General features: G+C 37.3%; 18 protein-coding genes. 3 read left to right on the top strand and 15 right to left on the bottom strand.

Features of this window, described 5'->3' with window-relative positions:
* Positions 1-93: 93 nt before the first annotated feature.
* Positions 94-8,688, bottom strand: coding sequence for a right-handed parallel beta-helix repeat-containing protein (locus Q0W04_RS05085; protein ID WP_298501001.1), 8,595 nt, complete (start codon positions 8,686-8,688; stop codon positions 94-96).
* A 228-nt stretch (positions 8,689-8,916) separates the two neighbouring features.
* Between Q0W04_RS05085 and Q0W04_RS05080 the strand changes: the two genes are divergently transcribed.
* A complete protein-coding gene (locus Q0W04_RS05080; RefSeq protein ID WP_298500999.1) occupies positions 8,917-10,392 on the top strand; it encodes a hypothetical protein in 1,476 nt (491 codons plus the stop codon).
* Between the two features lie 40 nt (positions 10,393-10,432).
* On the opposite strand, the gene Q0W04_RS05075 is transcribed toward Q0W04_RS05080, so the two are convergent.
* From Q0W04_RS05075 to Q0W04_RS05060, 4 genes are all read right to left on the bottom strand, one after another.
* Positions 10,433-11,818, bottom strand: a complete 1,386-nt coding sequence (locus Q0W04_RS05075; protein ID WP_298500997.1) for an MATE family efflux transporter — start codon at positions 11,816-11,818, stop codon at positions 10,433-10,435.
* Positions 11,811-12,284 carry a MarR family winged helix-turn-helix transcriptional regulator gene (locus Q0W04_RS05070; protein ID WP_298500995.1) on the bottom strand — a complete coding sequence of 158 codons (474 nt, stop codon included), beginning with the start codon at positions 12,282-12,284 and terminating at the stop codon, positions 11,811-11,813. Before Q0W04_RS05070 ends, Q0W04_RS05075 begins: the two co-directional genes overlap by 8 nt.
* A gap of 9 nt (positions 12,285-12,293) precedes the next feature.
* Positions 12,294-12,752, bottom strand: coding sequence for a flavodoxin (locus tag Q0W04_RS05065; protein WP_298500993.1), 459 nt, complete (start codon positions 12,750-12,752; stop codon positions 12,294-12,296).
* Positions 12,753-12,820: 68 nt separating this feature from the next.
* The gene (locus Q0W04_RS05060) at positions 12,821-13,399 is read right to left on the bottom strand and encodes a flavin reductase family protein (RefSeq protein WP_298500991.1); all 579 of its coding nucleotides are present in this window, start codon (positions 13,397-13,399) and stop codon (positions 12,821-12,823) included.
* Positions 13,400-13,435: 36 nt separating this feature from the next.
* Between Q0W04_RS05060 and Q0W04_RS05055 the strand changes: the two genes are divergently transcribed.
* A complete protein-coding gene (locus tag Q0W04_RS05055; RefSeq protein ID WP_298500989.1) occupies positions 13,436-14,317 on the top strand; it encodes a hypothetical protein in 882 nt (293 codons plus the stop codon).
* On the opposite strand, the gene Q0W04_RS05050 is transcribed toward Q0W04_RS05055, so the two are convergent.
* From Q0W04_RS05050 to Q0W04_RS05040, 3 genes are read right to left on the bottom strand one after another with little or no spacing between them, the layout of a single operon-like run.
* Positions 14,305-15,762 (bottom strand): glycosyltransferase family 39 protein, encoded by a 1,458-nt coding sequence (locus Q0W04_RS05050; RefSeq protein ID WP_298500987.1) that lies wholly within the window; start codon positions 15,760-15,762, stop codon positions 14,305-14,307. The two genes, Q0W04_RS05055 and Q0W04_RS05050, sit on opposite strands and share 13 nt — an antisense overlap.
* A gap of 39 nt (positions 15,763-15,801) precedes the next feature.
* Positions 15,802-16,764 carry a glycosyltransferase family A protein gene (locus Q0W04_RS05045; RefSeq protein ID WP_298500985.1) on the bottom strand — a complete coding sequence of 321 codons (963 nt, stop codon included), beginning with the start codon at positions 16,762-16,764 and terminating at the stop codon, positions 15,802-15,804.
* Positions 16,765-16,772: 8 nt separating this feature from the next.
* Entirely contained in the window at positions 16,773-17,867 is a 1,095-nt protein-coding gene (locus tag Q0W04_RS05040) for an acyltransferase (RefSeq protein ID WP_298500983.1), read from the bottom strand.
* A gap of 102 nt (positions 17,868-17,969) precedes the next feature.
* On the opposite strand from Q0W04_RS05040, the gene Q0W04_RS05035 reads away from it, so the two are divergent.
* On the top strand, positions 17,970-19,841 hold the full coding sequence (locus tag Q0W04_RS05035; RefSeq protein WP_298500981.1) for a glycosyltransferase: 1,872 nt from the start codon (positions 17,970-17,972) through the stop codon (positions 19,839-19,841).
* Here the strand turns inward: Q0W04_RS05035 and Q0W04_RS05030 are convergent, their stop codons facing one another.
* The 7 genes from Q0W04_RS05030 to Q0W04_RS05000 all read right to left on the bottom strand — a co-directional run bounded on the left by Q0W04_RS05030 (position 19,842) and on the right by Q0W04_RS05000 (position 26,530).
* On the bottom strand, positions 19,842-20,996 hold the full coding sequence (locus Q0W04_RS05030) for a polysaccharide pyruvyl transferase family protein (RefSeq protein ID WP_298500979.1): 1,155 nt from the start codon (positions 20,994-20,996) through the stop codon (positions 19,842-19,844).
* Positions 20,997-21,001: 5 nt separating this feature from the next.
* On the bottom strand, positions 21,002-22,138 hold the full coding sequence (locus Q0W04_RS05025; protein WP_298500977.1) for a polysaccharide pyruvyl transferase family protein: 1,137 nt from the start codon (positions 22,136-22,138) through the stop codon (positions 21,002-21,004).
* A 13-nt stretch (positions 22,139-22,151) separates the two neighbouring features.
* Complete coding sequence (locus tag Q0W04_RS05020) at positions 22,152-23,321, bottom strand: glycosyltransferase family 2 protein (RefSeq protein ID WP_298500975.1); 1,170 nt, start codon at positions 23,319-23,321, stop codon at positions 22,152-22,154.
* Positions 23,322-23,416: 95 nt separating this feature from the next.
* On the bottom strand, positions 23,417-24,073 hold the full coding sequence (locus Q0W04_RS05015; RefSeq protein WP_298500974.1) for a zinc ribbon domain-containing protein: 657 nt from the start codon (positions 24,071-24,073) through the stop codon (positions 23,417-23,419).
* 247 nt (positions 24,074-24,320) lie between these two features.
* Positions 24,321-25,004: an amino acid ABC transporter ATP-binding protein gene (locus Q0W04_RS05010; protein ID WP_298500972.1), complete on the bottom strand. Its 684-nt coding sequence runs from the start codon at positions 25,002-25,004 to the stop codon at positions 24,321-24,323.
* 12 nt (positions 25,005-25,016) lie between these two features.
* Complete coding sequence (locus Q0W04_RS05005; RefSeq protein WP_298500970.1) at positions 25,017-25,667, bottom strand: amino acid ABC transporter permease; 651 nt, start codon at positions 25,665-25,667, stop codon at positions 25,017-25,019.
* Positions 25,668-25,699: 32 nt separating this feature from the next.
* Complete coding sequence (locus Q0W04_RS05000) at positions 25,700-26,530, bottom strand: amino acid ABC transporter substrate-binding protein (protein ID WP_298500968.1); 831 nt, start codon at positions 26,528-26,530, stop codon at positions 25,700-25,702.
* Between the last annotated feature and the right edge of the window lie 11 nt (positions 26,531-26,541).

Genomic DNA, 26,541 nt, shown 5'->3' with positions numbered 1-26,541 from the left:
AAATATTGTAGAAATGTGTTAATAAGTTTTCACAAACAATTGAATATTAAAAAAAGAAAATGTAAGAGAATATTAAAATTCTCTTTTAAAGTTTTATTTTTTGCGATATGTGATAACCATCACCAGCAATGCCAATAACATCATAGCTATCGGATTACCTGTTTGTCGGGTGTCAGCAGCCTTGGATGATACGTGTTTTGCGGTTTTGTTTTCATCACTATTGTTGCTGTCATGTTTGACTTTAACGGAAAATGTTGCAGAGCTTGCGTTGTAGTAGTCATTTGACTGATAATAAACATCCGCCACAGTGTCTTTTTCAGGCAGCACAACATCCTTGAATGTTGCAGCGCCGTTTATGACATCTGCAGTATATGTCTTACCATCAATGGTCAATGTAGCAGTACCGTTTTTGACAGGATTGCCTTTCTCATCAACAAATTTGACTGTAATGTCAGTTTTCTCACCGGCTTTACCGGTGACGTCACCAGCCATAGGAGCTTTGGTGTTCATCTTTTCGACGTTTACACCAATTGAAGAGGTAGTGGAGTTATAATATTCATTGCCGTTATATGTAACGGTTGCATTATATTCTCCAGGATTTGGCAATTCAATACTTAATACTGCCTTACCGTTTTCAACAGTAGCGTTGTATGTTTTTCCGTTTAATGTCAGTGTGACAGTTCCGTTTTCAACTGATTTGTTGTTGTGATCTGAAACTGTAACAGTAACGTCCTTTTTATCGGTTGGTTTTCCGGATATGTCAGAGCATGAAACAGTAGTGTTCACTTTTAGAATGGTAAGTGTTGATTCCGCTTGAACAGGATCAACATCTTCACCTGAATAGGCCACAACATATGGGTAGATGCCCGAATTGCCAATTTTAACATTGAATGTTGCCTTACCGTCTGAAACAGGAACGGATTCATCTGCACTTAAGATGGAGTATATGGAAGCGGCAAGCACTTCTCTTTCATCATATTTGATGGTTAAATAAGCAGTGCCTTCATTTACCAATTCCCCATTCTCGTATTTGATCTCTGCAGTGAAGCTGACAACTTCACCAGCATATCCGGTTACAGGTTCAACAGTAACTGTAACAACATGTCTGATGTGCAGTTTGGAACTGTTTGATATAGCTGTATGGTTAGCGTCGGTGACTGTATTTAGGCTTACAGTGTAATCTCCTGCAGCCAAATCAGAAAGGCTGATTGCTTCACCAGGTTTTACACTGCCGTTTACAACAGATTTCTTATTACTGTCAAGGATTGAGTAAGATATTTCTGTTGCATTGACTGATGAAACCACAATTGATATGGCCTCGCCAAAGTTAACGGCTACATCAGAAGCACTTACACAGGATCCCGCAGGGTTAACTGTGATTTTGGAAGCGTTTCTCACAGAAGTGTGGTTTAAATCAACACCTGTAATGTAAGTTACATTATAACGGCCTGCAGACAATCCGTTAACTGTAATGTTTAAGCCGGATTCTATGATATCAAAAACAACAACAGTATTGTTTTCATCAATGACCTCATAATAAATCGCAACGGCATTGACAGTTGAAACAGGAATGACTATTGCTTCGCCGTATGTAACTTCCACATCTTCGGCACTGACATATGAACTTGCCGGATTAACTGTAATCTTGGATTTATAGCTAGAAGCAGTGTAGTTGGCATTAACCAGAGTTGTCAGGTTGACTGTGTATTCACCAGCAGCCAAATCAATGTCAGTTATGTTTTCACCAACATTAACAAGTCCTTCTTTAACAACAGCACCGGAACCGATAATCTGATATGAAACTCCAGTTGTATTCTTTGAGTCTACAACAACCACAACGGAATCGCCGTATGTAACATTAACATCAGCTGCACTGACAGATGATGTTGCTTTTAAGACAGTGATTCCTGTAAAGTTGCCTGCACCATTGCAATCAGAGTTTACAGTGTTGTTATAGTAAACTGTGTAATTGCCTGCACCTAAACCGCTGATTGTTATGCTGAATCCGTCAACAACGACATTAGCATCTGCAAGTGTGCCGTCAGGGTTGCGGATTACAACGCTGGACTTGTTTATTCCAGTAGAGTTTTCACCGCTAGTCACCAAAACAATATCACTTGGGTAAGTGACTGTTTTATTGCCCGCACTGATTGTAGAGTTGGCTTTAGTGAAAGTAACAGTTCCGTTGTTGACACTTACATTATCCAATCCGGAATATGAAGCATTTATTTCATATACTCCGTAATCGTCAAATGTATATTTTGTCCACCAGATTCCATTACCTGCATAACTTGCATTCACTTCATCACCGTTTGGAAGGATAAACAGTAATTTACCTGGCATGACCTCACTGTAAATATTGGATTTTGCAGTGATGTTGACAGTCTTGTTAGTGGTTGTCTTGGAGGTGACATTCACATTGAATGTCATGTTTGTGATTGTTTTTTCAGCTTCAGTGTAGTATGAATCTGTGTCGTGGCGAACACCAATGAAATAATTATCTCCAGCTTTTATGTCCAAAACAATTGTACCATTCTCATTTGTGAGATAAACCTCACTTAAAACAATTTTATCATTTACTAATATGCTGACAGTGATGTTTTGACCTGCTTCCTTATTGGATCTTGAAGGTTTGATAGCGGAACTGCCAGTTTTTGCGATTCCGTTTGCACTCCAATAAGTAACATTGGAAAAAGTAACCTCCGCATCATTTCTGGAATAGATTGCGTTTAAAAGGTTATCATTACCTGTAAAAGTAATTGTAATATTGTTATCATTTTTGGTTACTTCTAAAGTTTCTGCGTTTGCTCTATTGTTTAAGAAACAAGAATTGGAAACAGTTTTAGTGGCTGAAGTACTCCAGAAGTAAATAGCAGAACCCGTAGTCGCATTATTGCCAGTAAAATTACAATTTGTTACAGTACCTTCCTCATCGAAGTAAACTGCACCACCATAGTCTTCTGCATTGTTGTTAGTAAAATTACAATTTGTTACAGTACCCTCCCAATTGAAGTAAACTGCACCACCATCAACAGAAGCTTGGTTAGCAGTAAAATTACAATTTGACACAGTACCTAACTCCATGGAGATAGCACCACCATAGTCAGCAGAGTTATTAACAAAATTACAATTTGTTACAGTACCATCCCAATTGAAGTAAACTGCACCACCAACAGCATTGGTTGCAGTGTTGTTAGTAAAATTACAATTTGTTACAGTACCTGAACCCATATTAATAGCACCCCCATCACCATTGGTTGCAGTGTTATTAATAAAATTACAATTTATCACTCTACCAAAACTAGGGAAGGAAACAGCACCACCATTACTCCTAGAAGAATTGGCGTTTGCAAATGTAATGTTATTTAACACAACATTGTCTGTACTGACCATGAAAATTTTTGCCCTATTAAGTGCATTGATTGTGTAGCCGTTACCGTTTATAGTAATCCCCCTGTGAATGACAATGCCTTCGGCGAGATTTTCATCCAGACCTACAGTGAATGTGTAGCTGCGGTTTAAGGTGAGCACGGAATTTACAGCAGCCTCATTGATATATCTCTGCAATAGGTTGAAATCACCCTGGCCATTTGTAAATGTGCCGTTGCTTTCAGCGTATGTGTAATAGCTGTCTTCAAAATGATAGGCATTATATCTGTATTTCCCTTTGCTTAGTTTAGCTAAGTCATATATGGCCTGACCGTTAATGTCAGTTACTAAAGTAACGTTTTCAACAAGCTTATCATCAGAATCAAAAATTTCTAAAGTGATGTTTTGACCGGCTTGCCTGTTGGATCTTGGTGGTTTGATAGGGAAATTGCCTGTGCTGTTGATTCCGTTTGCACTCCAATAGGTCACATTGGTAAAGGTAACTTCGCCATCATTTCTGGAATAGATTGCGTTTAGAAGGTTATTGTTACCTGTGAAAGTAATTGTAATGTTATTTTCATTTTTGGTTACTTCTAATGTTTCTGCATTCGCTCTATTGTTTAAGAAAATAGAATTGGAAACAGTTTTAGTGGCTGATGTATCCCAGAAATAAATAGCAGAACCAGTAGTCGCATTATTGCCAGTGAAATTACAATTTTCAATGCTACCCCAGTCCGTATGGATTGCACCACCATACTCAGCAGAGTTATTAGTAAAATTACAATTTTCAACACTACCAGATATCATATCGATAGCACCACCATAGACTCCACCGGAGTTATTAGTAAAATTACAATTTTTAACACTACCAGATAGCATATAGATAGCACCACTACTAATTCCAGCAGTGTTATCAGCAAAATTACAATTTGTTACTTCACAATTATCAACTCTGAAGTAAACTGCACCACCACCATTTCCAGCAGTGTTATCAGTAAAATTACAATTTACCACTCTACCAAATGACCCAATATTGAAAATGATAGCACCGCCCGTATATGCAGAGTTATTATTAAAACTGCAATTTGTTACATTACCTTCAACATATTCGGAGAAGTGAACTGCACCACCCTCACCTGAAGCATTGGCGTTTGTAAATGTAATGTTATTTAACACCACATTATCTGCGGTAACCATGAAGATTCTGGCCTTATTAAGTGCATTGATTGTGTAGCCATTACCGTTGATTGTAATCGGCTTGTCAATGACAATGCCGTCGGCGAGATTTTCATCCAGACCTACAGTGAATGTGTAGCTGCGGTTTAAGGTGAGCACTGAATCTATAGCAGCATTGATTTCCTTTTGCAATAGGTTGAAATCACCCAGGCCATTTGTAAATGTGCCGTTGCTTTCAGCATAGGTGTAATAGCTGTCTTCAAAGTGATAGACATTATATCTGAATTTTCCTCTGCTTAGTTTAGCTAAGTCATATATGGCCTGGCCGTTAATGTCAGTTACCAAAGTAACGTTTTCAACTAGCTTATCATCGCAATCAAAAATTTCTAAAGTAATGTTTTGACCCGCTTCCCTATTAGATCTTGGTGGTTTGATAGCGGAATTGCCTGTGCTGTTGATTCCGTTTGCACTCCAGTAAGTCACATTGGTAAATGAAACTTCAGCATCATTTCTCGATTGGATTGCGTTTAGAAGGTTATTGTTACCAGTGAAAATAATTGTAATGTTATTTTCGTTTTTGGTTACTTCTAATGTTTCTGCATTCGCTTTATTGTTTAGTAAACAAGAATTGGAAACTGTTTTAGTGGCTGGAATACTAAAGAAGTAAATAGCAGAACCATTAGTCGCATTATTACCAGTGAAATTACAATTTTCAACAGTAGCATTACGTCCAATGTAAACTGCACCACCATTGCCTGAAGCAATGTTGTTGGTGAAACTACAATTTGTCACATCAGCATTACTATTGAAGTAAATTGCACCACCATTATAAGTTGCAATATTGTTAGTAAAACAACAATTTATCACACTAGCAGAATCCATGTAGACAGCACCAGCCTGACCATGTGTTGCTGTGTTGTTAGTGAAATTACAATTTTCAACACTGCCTAGTACCATCCTAATAGCACCACCATAATAAGCAGAGTTATTAATAAAATTACAATTTGTCACTTCACCGACATTATAGAAGTAAATTGCACCACCAGCAACAACAATTGCAATGTTGTTAGTGAAATTACAATTTTCAACTGTACCAAAATCGTGGAAGTAAATAGCGCCTCCATATTCTGTTGCAGTGTTATTAATGAAATTACAATTTGTCACATTACCTTTTTCTTTAAAGTAAACTGCACCACCATTACTCCTAGAAGAATTGGCGTTTGCAAATGTAATGTTATTTAACACAACATTGTCTGCAGTAACCTTGAAGATTCTGGCTTTATTAAGTGCATTGATTGTGTAGCCGTTACCGTTGATTGTAATCGGCTTGCCAATGACAATTCCGTCGGTGAGATTTTCATCCAGACCTACAGTGAATGTGTAGTTGCGGTATAATGTGAGCTCTGAATTTATAGCAGCCACATTGATATACTTTTGCAAGAGGTTGAAATCACCTTGGCCATTGGTAAATGTGCCGTTGCTTTCAGCATAGGTGTAATAGCTGTCTTCAAAATGATAGACATTATATCTGAATTTTCCGATGCTTAGTTTAGCTAAGTCATATATGGCCTGACCGTTAATGTCAGTTACTAAAGTAACGTTTTCAACAAGCTTATCATCAGAATCAAAAATTTCTAAAGTGATGTTTTGACCGGCTTGCCTGTTGGATCTTGGTGGTTTGATAGGGAAATTGCCTGTGCTGTTGATTCCGTTTGCACTCCAATAGGTCACATTGGTAAAGGTAACTTCGCCATCATTTCTGGAATAGATTGCGTTTAGAAGGTTATTGTTACCTGTGAAAGTAATTGTAATGTTATTTTCATTTTTGGTTACTTCCAAAGTTTCCGCATTTGCCCTATTGTTTAAGAAAATAGAATTGGAAACAGTTTTAGTTTCTAAATTATTCCCGAAGTAAATAGCAGAACCTGTAGTCGCATTATTTCCAGTGAAATTACAATTTGTCACAGTAGAACTTAGACGAAAATGACTCTCAAAGTAAACTGCACCACCATCTTGAGTTGCGGTATTGTTAGTAAAATTACTATTTGCAACACTACCAGAAAGCATCCGGATAGCACCACCATTGGATTTTGCATTGTTAGAAATAAAACTACAATTTGTCACAGTAGAACCTCGATGATAAAAACCATTGAAGTAAACTGCACCACCATCTTGAGTTGCAGTGTTGTTAGTAAAATTACAATTTGTCACAGTACCATAATCACGGAAGTAAACTGCACCGCCATAACGAGCAGAGTTATTAACAAAATTACAATTTGTCACATTACCAGAAAAAATCCAGATAGCACCAAAATCACCAAAAGCAGAGTTATTAACAAAATTACAATTTGTCACAGTACCGAAACCTATATTAATAGCACTACTATCAACTGAAGCGGAGTTATTAACAAAATTACAATTTGTTACAATAACATTTCCTATTAAATAAAATGCTCCGCCACGCTGAGCAGAGTTATCAATGAAATTACAATTAGTTACAATACCATTACCATAAAAGTAAACTGCACCACCATCACCTGAAGCATTGGCGTTTGTAAATGTAATGTTATTTAACACCACAATGCCTGCAGTTACCTTGAAGATTCTGGCCTTATTAAGTGCATTGATAGTGTAGCCGTTACCGTTGATTGTAATTCGCTTGTCAATGACAATGCCGTCGGCGAGATTTTCATCCATGCCTACAGTGAATGTGTAGCTGCGGTTTAAAGTGAGCACTGAATTTTCAGCAGCTCCATTGATATCCCTTTGCAATAGATTGAAATCACCCAGACTATTGGTAAATGTGCCGTTGCTTTCAGCATAGGTGTAATAGCTGTCTTCAAAGTGATAGACATTATATCTGTATTTTTCGTTGCCTAGTTTAGCTAAGTCATATATGGCCTGACCGTTAATGTCAGTTACTAAAGTAACGTTTTCAACAAGCTTATCATCAGAATCAAAAATTTCTAAAGTGATGTTTTGACCGGCTTGCCTGTTGGATCTTGGTGGTTTGATAGGGAAATTGCCTGTGCTGTTGATTCCGTTTGCACTCCAATAGGTCACATTGGTAAAGGTAACTTCGCCATCATTTCTGGAATAGATTGCGTTTAGAAGGTTATTGTTACCTGTGAAAGTAATTGTAATGTTATTTTCATTTTTGGTTACTTCTAATGTTTCTGCATTCGCTCTATTGTTTAAGAAAATAGAATTGGAAACAGTTTTAGTGGCTGATGTATCCCAAAAGAAAATAGCCGAACCAGCAGACGCATTATTGCCAGTGAAATTACAATTTTCAAAGCTACCCCACTCCATATTGATTGCACCACCATACACAGCAGAGTTATTAGTAAAATTACAATTTTCAACACTACTAAACCTCATATAGATAGCACCACCATAGAATTCACCGGAGTTATTAGTAAAACTACAATTTTCAACACTACCCAACACCATATAGATAGCACCACCACTAATTTCAGCAGTGTTATCAGCAAAATTACAATTTGTTACTTCACAATTGTTATCCTGGAAGAAAACTGCACCACCAGCATATCCAGCAGTGTTATCTGTAAAATTACAATTTGCCACATTACCACGTTTATTGAAGAAAACTGCACCACCGTTTTCAGTTGCAGTGTTGTTAACAAAATTACAATTTTCAACAGTACCGGAACTATAGAAGTAAATAGCTCCTCCATTACCATTAAAGTTAGCATTTTTGATTGTTAGGTTTTTAATTGTTACACCAGAATCTTCTACATAAAATGCTTGAATAGTTGTTCCTGCCATATCAATTACCGCACCTCTGCCATCAATAATTCTATTATCACCTATGATAGTAATAGTGGACTCAGAATCAGAACATATGTAATAATCATGCTGCAATTCAACATTTCCGCCACGAGAAATCTCATCCGCTAATACGGTGAATGAAATCTCATCAGCACCCAATTCATCCAAATTATCTGATGCGCTTAAAACATCATCAGGACTGATATAGTCTTCGTTATCACATATAGATAAATCAATACTTTCGCTTGTTAGGTTTCCATCATTATCACTTACCGCTGCTACTGACTGAACAGAAAACAGCAACAACAACAATAATGAAATCAACAAGATTTTAGTTTTCAACTTATCCATTTAAAATTCAACTCGCATTTTTTGAACAAAAATATATTTTGTCAAAATTTTTTTACATAACATGTCATGTAATAAGAATTATTTGCGCATTTCGTGTTTTAAATCCTTACTACATTATTAAATATGAAAAATAATGTTAATATATTTAATTGAAAAATTGACATCTCAAGATTTTAAATATTATAATAAATAAATATAATCTTGTCAATTATTTTTAAATGGGATATTATGGATAAATATGAAAATAAAAAGGAACTTACGGGAAAGATACTGTTTCTAATTTCATTTGCAGGACTTGGACTGATGATTTATTTGCTTTTTGCAAAGCCGTTTCTCTCAATCGATGAATGGTTTACAAATGGTCTGGTAAAGCTGGGGTTCATGAATATCATTTCACTTACCTCTGCCGACGTGCACCCTCCATTGTACTATTTTATCGTTAAAGCGGTTTTAAAAGTCTTCATGCTATTGAACATACCTTTCAATGAAGTCATACTTGTAAAATTCATTTCACTAATTCCTTACATTGTGCTTCTCGGATTTTCACTTACCAAAATCAGAAAGGAATACGGCTGGTATGCAGGCGGACTGTTTGCATTTACCGTTCTTGCAATGGCAAACTTCCTTACCTTCTATCTCACAGCAAGAATGTACAGCTGGGGATTGCTGTTTATAGTGATAAGTTTCATCTATGCTCTCGACATTTTAAACAAACCAAGTCTTAAATATTGGGTTTTACTGTCCGTATTTTCAGTTCTGGGAGCCTATTGCTTTTATGCAACAGCGATTACCTCAATATGCATTTACCTCTTCCTTTTACTGCACATCATATTTGAAGACAGATCAGAGCTTAAAAATTTCATCATTTCATGTGCCCTGAACGTCATCCTGTATCTACCATGGCTTTTCACATTGATAAATCAGGTATCAGGCGTTCACAAGTCATACTGGATTAAAACCCCTACAGTTGAAAGCTCAATCACATCATTTGCATCAGCGTTTCCATCATTCGGATTTGCAATTGCATGCATCTTTTCAGTCATTATTCTGGTTGTCGGGGCATTTGCAGCTAAAAGATACTATGAAAATCATGAAAGTGATGATTATTATATATTAAGCGGAGTTTTCGTATTCATCGCAACCGTGGTTTTAAGCATTATCGTATCCCTTTTGTTTAAACCTATCTTGCTTCCAAGAATTCTGGTTCCTGCTGCAGGCATATTCTGGCTTGCTTTTTCAATACTCATGTCAAAGTTCACATTCAACAAGTCAATGATACTGGTAACACTGCTTATTCTTGTAATCGGATGTGCGGGCATTGCCAATCAGTACAGTGAGATTTCAGATACCTATGACAAGACAGTTGAAATCCAGAACCTTCTCGATGACATGAACAACAATAACACAATAGTCATTTTTGATATGATGACCAAATACGTCCGTTTCTTTGATGAGCTCAACGAAACACAGCAGTTCTACAAGTTCACCATAGACAACAAAACCTACAGGCCCGACTACATTACCACATTGAATCTTCCTAACTATAATTTCAAATTCAATGAGGACGTTGCAGAAAACAGCGACAAGGACATATACTTCATTGTCGATAAAAACTCAAAAATAGAACTTCCTGACGATTTGAACACCACACAAGTCGGAGAACTCAAAAACTGCATATTCATTAAGGTCAATTCGGCCAGTTAAAAAAAAAAGTTTTAAAATAGTCCGTTTTCGGACTATTTATTCATTCATTTTGCGGTACGTATTTTCTGATGGAAATCTTTTTGAATTCACGGATAAAGAATTTCGCCCAGATGTAACCGAGGGTTCCTCCGACAAAACAACCGAATACCACACCGGCATATATACCAACCACTCCCCATCCGAATATGAATCCAAAAAGATATGCGAATACGCTTTCAAGTATCAGTGACCTTAAAAGAGTAATTATTAGAGAATATACTCCTTTTCCGACACCCTGAAACATCATGGATGACATTATACCATGAGGAATTGCAAGCACAAAGAGGGTAAGAACGGATATTGCAGTTGCAATTTGAGGCGCCATTGCAGCACTTGCTGCAGTGTATGAAAATATTGTTGCAATCTGGGATGAAAATACATACATCACGATTCCTATTGAAATTGAGAAGAGAAAACCCAGTTTGATTGAATAGGAATGGGCAGTCTTGAGGTTTACGTGATTGTGCGCACCATATGCAACGCCTGAAACTGTCAGTACTGCAGTTCCAATACCCAAAAGCGGAATCATTGCCATTTGAACAATCCTCATTGATGCGGTATATACCGCAACCGCAGTTGTATCGGCAGCCATTACAAGAAGTGAGTTGATGATAATGGCCAATGCTGAGAAAATAACGTTTTCCAGTGTTGAAGGAATTGCAACCTGCAGTGTGTCAATCATGATTCTTGAGGAATATTTGAAGTTTTTAGGTGACAAATCAAGGTATAAATCCTTTTTGCCCCATATCCAGTAGCTCATTACAATACATGACATGCTTGCTGATATTACTGTTGCCCATGCTGCTCCAGCAATTCCGAGATTTAATATATAGATAAATAAGGGATCCAGAATAATATTTAAAATTGCGGTAACTGCTATTGCTATTGTTGCACGTCTCATGTCACCTTCGGACCTGAATATTGCTGATGCAACACCTGAGAAAACGAATACGAACAGAAATCCGAATATGATGTAACTGTAGTCCATTGCATATCCTATTGTTTTACCTGCTCCCATAAACTGAAGGATAGGCACCATAAAGACCTCAATTAAAACTGTGAATATGATTGAAACGATAATTGACAGCACCACCGCATGAAGACCTGAATTGTTTGCTTCATCATACCTTTTTGCACCTATGTTTCTTGCAATAAGTGAGTTTGCACCTGCACCTATACCGTTTCCAAGTCCTATAAGCACCATAAAAAGCGGTGTGATAAATCCTATTGCAGCCAGAGCGTCAGCTCCAAGTCCCGCTACCCATATGCTGTCTGCAAGATTATATAACATTATCAGAAGCATGGAAACCATCATAGGCCATGCCAGTTTCCTGATTGCCCTTTTCGGATCTCCTGTTATCATTTCAATGTTTTTGCTTTTACTCATTTCTCTTCCCCTGATTTAATTCTATTGTTTTGACAGCTATTTCCTTTAAAATTTGCTGCAGAAGTTCCTTTTTAATATACCCTTCTTCAAGAATCACTTCATTTTCCCATTTTTCAATGATTTTCTTTGCTTTATCAAGGGTTTCCTTTCCTTTTGGAGTAAGTGAAACCTTATTCTGGCGGCGGTTGTTTTCATCCACCTGCCTTATGACAAATCCCTTATCTTCCAGCTTTTTAATTGACCTGGCAACGGCTCCCTTGTTGATGTTGCATCTTCTGGATATCTGTTCCTGGTTGATATTGTCCTTGTATGATATTTCGTAAAGCAGATGCAGCTGTGTTGAGTTTATATCATATTCTGCAATGTGGTGATTGATGTAGATTGCATGACCTCTTGCAATCATCGAAATCAGTTTTCCCACAGAAAGATTAGAAGCTTCGGTATTTTTAAACTCTTCCAATGACATTCTTATCCGCTATTCCAAAAATGATTCAAGTTGGGAGTTGAATAAATCCTTTTTGACTTCTTTTGTTGTTAATGCAAGAGTTTTTTGCGGTTTGACTCCTACCTTTTCTTCGAGCTGTTCTAAAGTTGAATCGAATCCGCTTCCACCTGCGGTGATGAAGAATTTGACGTTTGTGAATTTTCCTTCATTCTGTTTTATGTAGGTTATTAATGGATTTGCCGCTTTGGATGCCCAGACAGGTGCTCCAAGATATACCAGATCATAATCACCCGGATCATACTGCAAAGTCTCCAGGTCGATTATTTTTTCCTGGATTGCGTGTTTTCCACCTCGAGCGTATCCTAATTTACCGTGATAATTTACTTTAGGTTTAATTTCTTCTATATCTGAATCTGTTTTTCGGGCTATTTCTTCTGCAAGTTTTTTTGTTATATTTGATCTTGAATAATATACTACTAATGATTTCATTATTATAGATATATCTTCATCATATATAAATGTTGCATTGACAACTATTGACACTGCAACAATTTAAATCATTTCCTGAATTTAAGCCCTATCTTAAAACCATCGCCAACATGGCTGCCAATTGAAAAGTAAGTGTGTGAAACGTCATCATAACATATCGGGTCTAGTTTTTGATAGGATATTTTGCCTTTCTCATCCAGTATATCCTCTTCTGCCCGGACATTGACGATTTCACCTGTAAGTTGAGTATGGCTTCCGACATCTGCCGTATGAATTAACCTGCATTCAAGTGATGCTGCAAATTCATTTATGATTGGTGCATTTACCACTTTCCCATCGGAAAACGTGAATCCCACATCCCTGATTTTGTCTGTATCATATCCTGAAGCTATTCCCATATAATCTGTTTCGGCCACATGTTCAACGCTTGGAAAACCTATGCAGAACTCCCCTGTGTGGAGAATGCTTTTCAGGGTTTTTCTTTTAAGTGTGGTGTTGATTGCTATCATTACTGCCGGCGGGTGATGGGAACACATTGTTGCAAATGCCAGTGTACAGCAGTCCGCTTTTCCATCTTCGTCATATGCACTTGCAACCACTGCAGGTGCGGGAAACATCATTGCTCTTGGTTTTTGATTGATTTTCATAATACTTATTAATTAAAATATCAAATAAATAGTTTTATGAATAAATTAAAAATTGCAAAAAGGATTTCCGATTTGACACAGCCACCGATAATTACCATACCGTTATTTTTAATAATCTGTGTGATACTGTCCTTTGAAAACGGCATTTTTAATTTAGGAAAGTTCATTGTCATGGAGGCAATATCACTTGTTTTCACTTCAATATTGCCTATCCTAATTATTGTGTTTTGGGCAAAAAGGCTCAATACCGACTTTGACATTTCAAACCGCCAGGACAGATTTGCCCCACTCGTTGTCGGCATCATATCATATTTCATCGGATTTCTGGTGTGTCTTTTTGCTGATGCGGATAACTTTCTGGCGCTCCTTCTTTTATGCTACTGCGTAAATACGGGAGTTGTCCTGATTATCACATCAAAATGGAAAATTAGTGTTCACACCACAGGCATAAGCGGACCGATCGGCGCATTGATATTACTTTTAGGCCCTTTGGGTGCTCTTTTTGGCATCATCTATCCTTTTGTAATTTGGTCAAGGGTTCTTTTAAAAAAGCATACTCTTTCACAGGCAATCTGCGGAGGGGTTCAGGGATTTTTCCTCACAGTCATTGAAATGTATCTCTATATGTATCTTTTAAACAAACCGCTTTACGGCATAATAAGCCTTGAGATGTCCTGTCTTTACATTTTGGCAATCATATTCACACCTGTCGTGCTTGGCGTATTGAGCTATATAGATATAAAAAACAAAAGAACAATATTTGCAGTAGCTGAAATAATAGGGGCGATAGTATTCATCATGTTTGCACCCCTTCAAGTATTTTATATATTTGTTGTTTTAACTGTCACATCAGTTCTTATCAGCTATTTTGCAGGCTGCGATTTTATTTGGAATCAGATTCTTTTTCAGACCTCATAGAATTTGACGTTAACGATTTTGCCCGCATCTGTTTTGTTGAGATTGTCGAATTTCTCATCTCCCCATGCATCGACGAGATAGATTTTCTTGTCGGGGTTTTCCAAAACAAGATTCTCGATACCTGTAGCGTTAAGTTCCTTAAAGTCATATCTTTGATGCATTGCATCATCTGAAAGACCCAAAGGCTCGTCAAGCTCTATTGTATATATGTCTGTGGCATTTACATAGTCTGCAAATTCAAGAAGCCCGACACCTGAGTTGAATATTACAATATCTCCTTCATTTATTTTATCCAGAAGTTTTGCATGGTCTGTACCGTCATGAAGAAGTGTGTCGTTGTAGCTTACGGTATCTGCAACTGCACAGACACTTAAAAGCATGATTAAAACTATTGAAATGGTCAGTATTCTGCTGTTTTCTATCTTTCCAACAAGTATTGAAACTGCAAACCAGAGTATGGCTGAGGCCGGAATGAGATATCTTGCAACAAGAATAGGCTTGAAGACAACTGAAACAACGCTTCCGATAACAAGTGTCAAAACAAACGCTGCAATACCGCTCAGGATGAAGTAATTTTCACTGTCCAGAATGCCGTCTGTGTTTTTAAAGAGCGCGTAAATGAAAAATACCAGTGCCGCAATTGCGAGAATCTGTATGATTACGGCATCGCTGTTTGTTGAAAAATATCCGAGACACTTTATGAAATAGCCGAATGTGAGATTCTTAATCCAGTATGATTTGTGTACCTTTGCAAGCTGGTTTATGAGTGAATAAATCCACGGAAGATACATTACAATTCCGCATGCAACTGATATCAGCCATTTTTTAAGTGACTGCTTGTTTAAAAGAGTATATATGAGAACCATCAGATACAGGGCAATTGCAGATATCGCTACAAAGTAATGAGTATAAGCGCCCAGTACTGAAAACACTGTAAAGAATATCCATGATTTGGTATCGCAGTCCTTCAGTATGTTTTTCATGAAGTAAAATGAAATCAGAAGGAAAACAATTCCAAGGCTGTACATCCTTCCAAGTATGAAATGCATGAAAAACTGTGACATGCATCCGAGGGCGAATGTGAATATTCCAACGCTCAGCCATCCGTATTCCTTTCTCAGCTGCAGTGCTGAGAAAACCAATATCAAACCGTACGGGATGATTGACATTATCTTGATTAAAAACAGACTGCTGTATGAAACGTTCATTGCACCAAGCAGCTTTTCGACTGCCTTTACGATAATGTAGTACAGCGGCGGGTGAACGTCATGAACGTTAATGTTTATGATGTCAAAAAGTGAAAACTTAACGACAAAAAGAGTAAAATATTCATCTGCGTGAATGAAAACGTTATTCAACGGCGTAAAAATCATTGCGCCAAAAATCAGCACACTTAAACCAAACAATATCTTTCCGATATGACCCTTATATTCATTTATGTTCATAGTCAATACCTCTTGGATATATATTGTCCTTGAAAATATTTAAAGTGATTTAAAATCTTCAAAGTCCTTTGACATAAGGATGTCATGAAAGAACTTTCTTTTGACGGGTCCGAGATTATTGAGATAGTCCTCATAATACGGACCTGATTTAATTGATTCGTAGTCCGTTTTAATTAAATCATAAAGGTCCTTCTGGTATTTTTCTTCAATGCCCATTAAAGCATATCGAGGACCATTGATTTTAAAGGCAATCAAATCAAATTTGTATGTATCATACCATCCGTTTTCAGTAAAGATGTCCATCATGATTTGGCCTGCCTCGACGGTGTCAAGAAACTTTTCATCAACTGACTCGGTAATGGATCCGGAATGTTTTCTTCGGGCATAAAGATGCCTTTTAATGATTGAAATTCTTTTTGAGCTTAAAAAAGTATAGAAGAAAAAGGGCATGTCCTCAAAGTATATTCCTTCAGGAAATTCGGCGCCGATGTCTTCAAGAAACTGCCTTTTGAAAATCTTTTGACAGGCACTTACTGAAATGTCAAAAAGAAAGTTACAGCACTCTTCAGGTGCAAATACCCTGTTTTCAAAATCATCTGTGAAGTTATCGAGATTGAACCAGTCGTTCTGGCTGAATGTGCCCTCATGATATTTTATAATCTGAAAAATGGAAATGTCTGTGTCATTTGATTTTGCCTCACTGTAGGCAGTCCTGAAAGCATCATCCAAAAAAAAGTCATCGCTGTCAAGAAACATTACATATTCACCTTTGGCCATTTTCAATGCCACGTTTCTGGCAGCTCCGGGACCACATCTTTTTTGAGTGATTGTGTTAATTCTTGAATCATCAAATGAATTTATTATATTTAATGTATCGTCGGTTGAACCGTCATCGACAACGATAAGCTCATAATCATCAAAATCCTGGTCAAGAACGCTTTCAATGGCTTCTCTGATATACATTTCAGCATTGAAAGCGGGCATTATCACTGAAAGCTTCATAATGCCACCTAATGGTATCCTGAAAACCTTTTGATAAACGGAATCCTGTTGAAGATAATTACTACAATGTATGCTATGAGATTGGCCGCAACCATTAAAATCAATATGAAAATGCATGTTCTGGTTCCGCTCAGCGCCATGGTGGCAACCATCAGCTCAACGGGAATGAGAACTGTCCTGTTTACAAGATACATTCCATAGCTTGCCCTGCTTATGGAAGTGTATGCATTAACAATGGAGCTATTTTCAAAGACGTTTCTGATTTTTTTGCCTATTCCTGATTTTGACTCAAACAGATATCTTACCATTAAAAACAGGGATGAAACCCTTATGAGTTCAAATATTCCCAAATCAACTTTTGTTGCAACCCTTGGAGAGGTTGTGATGTCATAGCCAGTCACATATTCGAACGGAAGATAGCCGTCAACGGACAGCACCTTGATAGCGGTTATGGCAATGAAAAGCAATATGGATATTGCAATTATTTTATTTGGGCTCATGTCAAAGTCCCTGACTGAAAGATAATATCCCAAAACAAGATATGCCACAGGACACAGCACCAGATTCAGGTTGACGTAGTGTGTGATGTTGAGGATAAACATTATCTGATAAAAGATTGACCCCAAAAAGAGAACGGCAATGAAATACTCGATTTCCTTTAATGAGGAATGCTGGACAAACTTGTTTATGACCGGAACGGTAATGTATATGCCCAAAATAAGCCAGAAATACCAGTTGTATTCAAATGGAACCAGCGCAAGATAACATGATATCAGCTTAAAGTCAAAAAAGAGTGTCAGTACAAAACACAGCACAATGACATGGACAATCATGTAAAAAACAAACGGAGTGATGATTCTTGAAAGTCTCTTTTTAAAGAATTCCTTTATTTCAATGTCTCTGTTCAACAACAGAGCACCGCTTATCATCAAAAACAGTGGCACGGCATACATGAATACCTGCCTGAACGAAACTATCTTGAAATGCATTACTTCAGCATTCGGAAATATCAAAAACACGTGGGATATGATTACCCCGAAAATCGCCAATGTCCTTAACAGGTCATAATATTTTATTCTTTCTTTTTTATAAATTCCAATCACTCCACTAATTCTTAAATTATATGTTATTTGAAATATCTAATATATTTTTTCCAAACAATAATATATAAATCAGATTTAACAAATTTTAAATCAGGTAATAACATGAACGGGAATAAAAACAAAACTGACCTAATCGACGGATGGGATGAATCCAACATTAGCGTGTGGATTGACGGTTTGATATCAAGCAGCACCACAAGAAGCGAAAAGATCGACGTGATGAAATATATTGCTCCTGAAGTTAAAAATCTCGATTATGAAAGTTTGTGCGTCAAACATAAAACATTGCTTGATTTAATCGCCTCAGGCGAGTACAACAGTGCATTGAAATTGTGTGAACTGCTATCCTTTGAGTTACCGTCCAAAAAGGATGAAATAAAAAACATCATTAAAGACAAAAACATCTATTTTTTATCTCCCAAACTTGAAATCGAAATGGGCGGACTTGGACGTACCGTTTTATACAGAGCCAATTTCCTTGCTGAGGAAGGCTATAAAATCACACTATTAAACATTGGTCCTGTAAAAAACTATGACTTCATCAAACAGTTCTTTAAGGCTCAGAACCTGTTTTCAGATAACCTTGAGTTTATCAATATCTATGAATACTATTCCCGCAAAAACACTCTTGGTGAAAATAAGCCGACATTAACATCAGACATTTCCGATGACATTGTGCATAAGGAAAACAATGATAAATCAACTACATTAAGCTATTTTGACGAATCTGGCCAAATCAGAACCGAAACATATATTGACGGATGTCTGGTATACCAGCAGTGCGAGGAATTTGAAAAATACTTCACAAAAGACGGCTTCAACTATCTTACACACGACAAATCAGATGACAGTTTCACCCTTAAAGAAAGATCTTCCAACATCACATGTGAATTTGCTGACCAGAACAAATTTTTATATCATTTCCTTGATGAGATATGTCTCAATGAGGACAAGCCATTTATAATATGCGATTCCACTTCACACTGGTATGACGCCAACGGAATTTCAACAAAAGATGCATATAAAATAGGTTCCATGCATGGAAGTCCGTTTATAAACTTCAATCCGAAAAACAAAATCAGCCCTAAAATCAATCACCTTCAAAACTTTAACAGCATACACAGGCTAGTCATACTTACAAACGACCTTAAAAATGACCTGAAGGATTTATATAATCCCGACAAGCTTGTCGTCATTCCGAATTTTGTGTTTGAAGACAATCTTGAATACGGCGATGTTGAAAAGGATTTAAACAAGATTTCAATGTTTTCAAGGATATCACCTGAAAAGCAAATTTCAGAGGCAATAGAAGCATTTGAAATTGTGTGCAGACAAAACGATGATGCAGTCCTTGAAATATACGGCGGAGCTTCAAACGCATATGAACAGAAGGAAGATGACAGACTCAAAAAACTGGTCATCGATTTGAAGCTGGAAGAGAGAGTTAAATTTATGGGATTCTCATCAGATATAAGAGGTCCGATGCAGGAATCACTTGTAATGCTTTTGACATCAAAGCATGAGGGACTGCCGCTGTCAATTCTTGAGGCAATGACAAATTCAACTGCCGTAATCAGCTATGACTGCTATTACGGTCCAAGTGAACTTATCAGCGATGGCGTTGACGGAATTCTTATCAAACAAAACGACAAGCAGAAACTGGCCGAGTCAATACTGAAATTGCTTGACAATCCGGAACTTGCCATCGAGATGGGAAAAAAGGGAAAAGAGAAAATAATCAATCACTATACACTATCACAAATCGCTCCGATGTGGGAGGAACTGTTTATTGACATATATGTCGAATGTGAAATAAACGATTTCATTGAAGAAGTAGAATTCAAAAAACAATTCGATGATGCTCTTTTGGAAAACAGAAAGTTAAAGCAGTTCAAAAGTGAAATTTTATCATCAACAAGCTGGAAAATTACAAAGCCCCTCAGAAGGATAATGCAAATCTTTAGGGGAAAATAATTATTTTTTCCTTATTTTTCTTAAAGGTCCTGTCAGCTTCCAGCTGTTGGAGTTCTGCATTTCTGTGATTATTTTTTCCTGTTTTTTAATGATTTCAGCCTGGCGTGAAATTTCCTTTTCATACTCTTCTGATTTATTCAGCACATCAACAATATAATCCCTTGTATCCTGTGCCTGCTTTGAAAACAATAATGCGTTTTTTTCAAGAAGTTCACTGTAGGTTCTGGTCTTGTAGCATGAATCATTGATGTGACCTGTAAACTTGCGGCATTTGTTGATTAAATCTTTTCTCAGAGGGATATATTCATCTGAGTTTTCAGGGGGATTATTAACATCAAAGATTGAGAAATCATCGAGATATTCCTTTAAATTGGAAACCAGAAGCAATCTGTATAAACCGTTGAAGCGGTCCTGTTTTGCCCTTGAGTTGAAAAGCATTACAGGAGTCTCAAGCGCCAGTGCAGGAAGAGCGCAGTGAAGCCTGTCTGTTATTATGCAGCTTGCATTTTCATATAATCTAATCATATTTTCTGCCAGAAAGAGCTTTTCCTGACTGTCCCAATATGAAGTGTGGTTGTACAATGTCTTTGGAATCATTCCCGGCCATGCCTTTTTAAATGAAGGTGCATAATCCTGGTTAATTGCATAAATCTTTTTATCGGTTTTGTCCTTGAGATATGAAATAAGCTTTTTGGAACTGTCGCAGTTTAAAAGAATGTATTCGCTGTCCTCATCTGCCGGGTTGTATTTGCCTGCAGTGTCAAGTGTCAGTGTAAGGCATCCTGTAAAATACGCATCAATTCCGTTTTTATTTAGAAAATCCATTGTGTATTCGTCACGACACCCAACAGGACCGTGATTTTCAAAATACTGTTTGCTTTCATCAGATACGACAGCCTTTTGTGTAAAGTCATTTGATGCAAAATGCATTGAAACCAGAAGAGGATCAATGTTTTCAGACGGCGGCCATGCTTCAGGGCAGTTTAGATACCATGCATTCATGATTGTCTTTACGTCTGTGTCCTTATCGAATTCATGAATCTTGTGATGTTCTATATTGTAGTCTATTTTCGGCAGAAACCTTCTTGCAGCTATGCTTTGGATTTCATTGCCCAGATTAATAGTATAATTGTATGTCAGTAAGCCGAATTTCATATGCATCATTTATCCTTTTTTAAAAATCCCAAAATGCCGTTGCCGTTTTTTGATTCAAGTTCCTTGATTCTCTTTTCAAGTGAAGCTATTTTTTCCTGCTGTGATTTGATTTTTCCGGCATTCTGTCTGTTAATGTGGTTGACCTCACTCATGTAGCTTTTGGTTTCATGGTATGTTCTTGAAATCAGAAGCTTGTTTTTCAAATCCTTCTCGCTTTGGGAGTGTGAAGTGTAGTCATCATTTATATGGCCTGTGAACTTTTCGGCCTTTTTTATAAGATCATTTCTAATTTTAATATAGTCATCGGGGTTTTTCGGAGGGTTTTCAACATCAAAAACGGAATAGTCATCCATGTATTCCTCCAATGTTGTCTCCCTTACAAGCTCGGATATTCCTTCAAGCCTTTCAAGGCCCCAGCTTGCATCATTGATGAAAAGCACCGGAGTTTCAAGTCCAAGTGAAGGTAGTGCGGCATGCATCCTGTCTGTAATGACGCATGTTGCATTGTCGTAGATGTCCAAAAGATTTTCAGCCATCAGAAACTTTTCATCAACGCTGTAAAATGACGTCAGCTTCTGGTCAAGCTTCGGGTTTTTGAGATATTTCCCGTCATATGAAAGTGTGGTCACCTGATTTATGTCATAAACCGGCAGATCTGTTTTTGTCTTAATGTAATCAATAATGTTTTGTGAGTTGTTGGAGTTTACCACAACGTATCTGTGGTCTTTTTTAGGCTTTGAGCCCTGAAATGTCAGTGTAAGACATCCTGAGTAATATGCATCGATGCCGTTATCGCTTAAAAGCTCAAGTGTCGGATAGTCCCTGCATCCCACAGGACCGTATGATGAAAAATAGTCCCTGCTTTCATCGGAAAGTATCACGTCCTTGGTTTCATTTATTGAGCTGTTGAAATGCATGGATATTAAAAGGGGCTCGATGTCACGGGATGGCGGCCATGCCTCAAGACAGTCGAGATACCATCCGTTCATAATCATCTTTACCTTTTCGGGGTTTTTAAACAGATGAAGCCTTTCATGGTCAATATAAAAGTCCGCTTTTGGAAGGAATCTTCTTGCGGCAATGCTTTGAATCTCATTTCCGAGATTTATAGTATATTTATAGCTCATCAGTCCGTACAACATCAAATCACCATGACTATTTCAATGACTTTTTAAATGACCTTAAAGGTTTTGTTATCTTCCAGCTGTTTGAAGAAAGTATTTCACTGTTAAGGCTGTCCAGCTCATCATTGGCCTTTTTAAGCTTATTGTTTTTGCTTTTCAAATCATCATTTTCCTTTTTGAGCTTGTTGTTTTTGTTTTTTAAATCCCTGTTGGTTTTTCTAAGCTTTGCCAAATCCTTGTCCTTATTGTTGTATAATCTTATCAGGTATTCTGCAAAATTGCCGCTGTCAAGAAGTATGTTGAACCTTTCAAGCTCGGCTGGTTTGAAAAGATCATTCGGCTTAATATGGCTGTAGCACTCCTTGGTCATTCGGAAAAATTCCTCTGAATTTGACTTCATCAGGTGAAAGTCAAGCCTTTTCATCTTGAAGTATTCAAAATCCTCTGCAAACTCCTCCATCAGACCGTTTTTAATGAGAAACTCCTCGACCATATCAATGTTTAAAAATATGTCGAATGTATATTCAGGAGTGTTTACGATTGAACTTTCATTGTATCTGTAATAATAGAGCCTGTCTGGAATGAATGACAGTTTGGATGCCCTCACCATCATCTTTACGTGAAAGAGAATGTCTTCAAAAGCTATTCCTTCAGGAAAATAGAAATCGGGATATGAATCAAGAAACTCCTTTCTGTAAAGTTTCAAAACGGCATTGTAGCCGTTGTTTAAAACATAGCCCTTGGCGTCCCTGTATGTGAATGTGAAATCGTGATAGTCACAGCCTCCAAAAACCTTGTTGAAGTTAAGCATCGCGTAATCGGTTCTGTTGCCGTCTGTGTATTTGTATCCTCGGTAGAATGCCACGTCAGATTCGTTTTTTGTGATGTTTTCATATAGCAGTTCTATTGCGTTAAGTTCCAAAAAGTCATCGGAATCCATAAAGAAAATGTATTTGCCTGATGCCTGCTTCATTCCGACGTTTCTGCTTGCGCCAAGACCACTGTTTTTTTGGGAAATGATTTTTATGCGCTCGTCTTTTCTTGAATAGTCTTCCAGAATCTCAAGGCAGTTGTCGGTTGACCCGTCATTGACGCATATAATTTCAATATTTTCAAAGGTCTGATTGATTAGGCTGTCAAGACATTCGGGCAGATATTCGGATACGTTATAAACAGGAACAATTAAAGAAACATCTATCATAAAAACACCGTTATGGGTTAAATTATATTACTGTTACTATAAATAATCATTGCTTGAAATGGCATTAAAAAAATAAAAAAAGAATTTATATGATTTTAGAAGTATTGTGTTCCACTGGTTGGTGTGAGTGAAACGCTTTGAGTATCCATAAGGTTACTGTTTGAATCATATAAATTAATTGTAGCGTAATCCGGATAATAGTGGTATGCGTCTGCACTTGTTATGTAGAGATATCCATCGGAGTGAACGGATGCCGGTACCATATTACCATTATTCAGTGCATTTCCATCCCTTGAATAGAATATTTGAACAATAACGCTTTTACCTGCGTTTTGTGTTCCTACATAAATTTGAGCATATGTCTTGTCTGATTCCGCACTACCAGTTGAAAAACTTCCTCCCAGAATTGACATTGATGTAGAGGCCGGTTTTGAGGCCTGTGTCGGTTGGGAAGCCTGTGTCGGAGTTGATTCCACCTGTGATGAACTGTCATCTGCACTTGCGCTGTTTGAATCTGAACTAGAATTTCCAGATGCGTAAAGGTATATGAATGCGCCTGCGAGAACCACTGCAACAATGGCCAATGCGATAATGATAATCTTAGTGGTGTCATTGCTGCTTTTTGGTTTATTGCCGCTCATGGAATTGATCATGCTTTCATGGCTGATAGTGTTTTTTTCAAGTGCTGCCCCACATTTTTTGCAAAACTTAGCAGTTTCTGAATTTTCACTTTGACAATTCGGACATTTCATTTAATACACCTAAAAATTATATTTAGATAATACTATTTTATTCACAATCTTTAATATATTTATTGAAAAATCAGAAAATCGCATTAATCTGCGGCGAGATATAGGTTGGACGGAAACTAATTTTTAAATTTATGATGATGTTTTATTAAATTTAAATAATGAATGTTAATATTGACGGTTATTAAAAAAAGTTCAATTAAATCAATCGTAAAATCAATTAAAATAAAAAGAATTTGGTTGGAAAAATTCAGTCGTAGAATTTTCCAAGGAAATCTTTCATTCTCTGGTTGTCTGATGAAAATACCTCATCAGGAGTACCCTGCTCTACAATCACACCTTCGTCCATGAATAAGATTTTATCTGAAACATTACGTGCAAATGCCATTTCGTGAGTAACGATGACCATGGTCATGCGCTGTTCTGCCAAATCCTTGATAACTTCGAGAATTTCACCTGTGAGCTCAGGATCAAGAGCTGATGTCGGTTCGTCAAAAAACAGAATATCCGGATTCATTGCCAATGCCCTTGCAATTGAAACCCTTTGCTGCTGACCTCCAGAAAGTTCACAAGGATAAGCGTCTTCCTTATCCTCAAGACCCATCTGTTTGAGCAGGTGTCTTGCATGATCAATAACTTCTTCCTTTTTTCTTTTCTGAACACGAATCGGAGCGTTTGTAATGTTTTTCATTACTGAATGGTGCGGGAACAGATTGAAGTTCTGAAATACAAGTCCGAATGTTCCGTCGAAATTGATTTCACCGCTGTCTTCGGTCTCCAAATCGGTTATGCATCGAAGCAATGTAGACTTTCCGGAACCTGACGGTCCGATTATTGCCAATACCTCACCCCTTTCGACATTGAGAGAGATATCCTTTAAAACCTCATTGTCTCCAAAGCTCTTTTTTAGATTTTTTATTTCAAGCAAACTCATAAAATACTCCCCCTATTCATAATAATCCAATCTTTTCTCCATGTATTCCATTACAAATGCAACGACAATGTTGAATACATAATAGAAAATACCTGCAACAAGCAACGCTGATATGGATGCATCTGCAGCTGCAATCTGTTTTGCTACTGTAAACATTTCCGGAATTGCAATTACAAATGACAGAGAAGTATCCTTTACAAGAGTAATTACTTCATTGGTAACTGAAGGAAGAATTACCTTAAATACCTGCGGCATGATAATGATGAAGAATGTTTCAAGTTTACTGTAACCCAATACCTGTGCGGCCTCATACTGTCCGCTGTTGATTGATTCAATTCCTCCCCTATATATTTCAGCAAAGTATGCAGCATAATTAATTGTGAATGCTATGATAACTGCTATGAATCTGTAATCAGGTGACAGGGTCATACCGAATACATAGTACGGTCCGAAAAATACGACAATCAACTGCAGCATCAATGGAGTACCTCTCATGATTGAGATGTAAATCTTCATCAACCATCTTAAGGGTGCAAACCTACTCATCCTTCCTCCAGCAATGACTAAACCGAGAGGAAGGGAGAATAAAAGAGTAAGCAAGAATATCTCAATTGAGGTAACCATACCGTTAAGCAATTGTTCAATTACTGTACTCAATATCATATAACTAATTCTCCCCTCTTAAACCAGTCTATTTATGGATGGATTAAAGCATCTTCGGAAATACCGTATTTTGCAGCGATTTTAGCAACAGTACCATCTTCAAACATTTCGTTTAAGGTTTCCTGTACTTGGTTTTTCAATGCATCGTTGCCTTTTTTAAATCCGATACCGTATTTTTCGGTAGTGATGTAGTCATCCAATATTTTGAAATCAGCTGAATTGTTTTTGTTTTGGATGTCGTATTCTGCAACACCGATATCCATAGCAACAGCATCACATACACCTGATTCCAGGTCCATGAATGCAGTGTTATAGTCAGCTACTTCATTTAAAGTTTTGAAAGTGTCTGCGATAGTTTTATTGTCTCCTTGAAGAGCAGCTAAAGCAGAAGAATCTTTTTGTGTTTCAACGGTTTTATCTTTCAAATCAGCAATGGAGTTGATTCCTGAGTCTGATTTTACAATAAATACCTGTTTGTTGTCAAAGTATGGGTCAGACCATAAGTAGTCATTTTCCCTTCCGTCGATTGTGAATCCGTTCCAGATACAGTCAATGGAACCTGAGTCAAGTTCTGCATCTTTGGTATCCCAATCAATCGGCTGGGCCTTGAATGTCCAGTTGTTTCTTTTACAAACTTCCTGTGCCAGTTCTAAGTCGAAACCAGTGTAGTTTCCACTGTCATCCTTGAATCCGTATGGTGGGAATTCAGCATCGAAACCTACGATAAAGGTATCGTTATCGTTTGCGGTTTGGTTAGTATTGTCACTTCCCCCCAAAAAGTCAAATAAACCTGCGCTAACAGTACCTACCATCATTAAAGATACGAGGACTATAGCTAAAATAAAACCTATCTTTTTATTCATTTTTAAACACC

This window comes from uncultured Methanobrevibacter sp., from assembly GCF_947170395.1.
GTDB lineage: Archaea > Methanobacteriota > Methanobacteria > Methanobacteriales > Methanobacteriaceae > Methanocatella.
Note: the sequence above shows the minus strand (reverse complement) of the source record. Positions and strands in the feature narration are given on the sequence as shown.